This is a genomic window from Vibrio sp. 1641, assembly GCF_033339995.1.
Taxonomy (GTDB): Bacteria; Pseudomonadota; Gammaproteobacteria; order Enterobacterales; family Vibrionaceae; genus Vibrio; species Vibrio alginolyticus.
Map to the genome: position 1 here is coordinate 1 of NZ_JAWOVP010000396.1, position 564 is coordinate 564.

The 564-nt window shown below is 47.5% G+C and carries 1 protein-coding gene; it reads right to left on the bottom strand.

The window, feature by feature from the left end; translation table 11 throughout:
* Window positions 1–65: 65 nt before the first annotated feature.
* Window positions 66–564 (bottom strand): M20/M25/M40 family metallo-hydrolase (locus tag R7Z47_RS26180; RefSeq protein WP_318130943.1); only part of this gene is annotated, 499 nt, incomplete at its 5' end.

Sequence of the window (564 nt, forward strand, 5' to 3'; positions counted from 1 at the left end):
AATCCCCTTCGCGCAGGGCGAGAAGGGGATGAAAGCCTGAAGTTAATCTAAATATTTGAGTGAGACTACTTCACCAAAAAATGCTTAACGAACTCAGATATTTTTACCATATCGTCAACGGCGATGAACTCTTCAGTGGTGTGCACTTTAGCCATACCCGTAGATAGATTCACGGTTGTCAGACCTTTCTTGTTGAAGTTGTTCGCATCGCTGCCGCCGCCAGTGCCTTTCGTGAACGCTTCGATACCCATATCTGCAAACGCCGCTTTGATTGCGGTTACGTGCGCGTTGTCTTCTTCGATAACAAAGGCGTCGTACGCGCGGCTAGATTCGATTTCGACTTCTGCGCCATGTTTTTCACATACCGACTCAAATGTTGAAATCATGTGGTTGACTTGGGCTTCTAGCTTCTCTCCATTTAGAGAGCTAGCTTCAGCAACGATTTTAAGCTCTGGCATCACAATGTTGGTCGCCTGACCACCGTTGACCATACCGATGTTCGCTGTGGTTTCTTCGTCGATGCGAAGCAGTTTCATTTGGTTGATTGCGTCTGCCGCAACCATG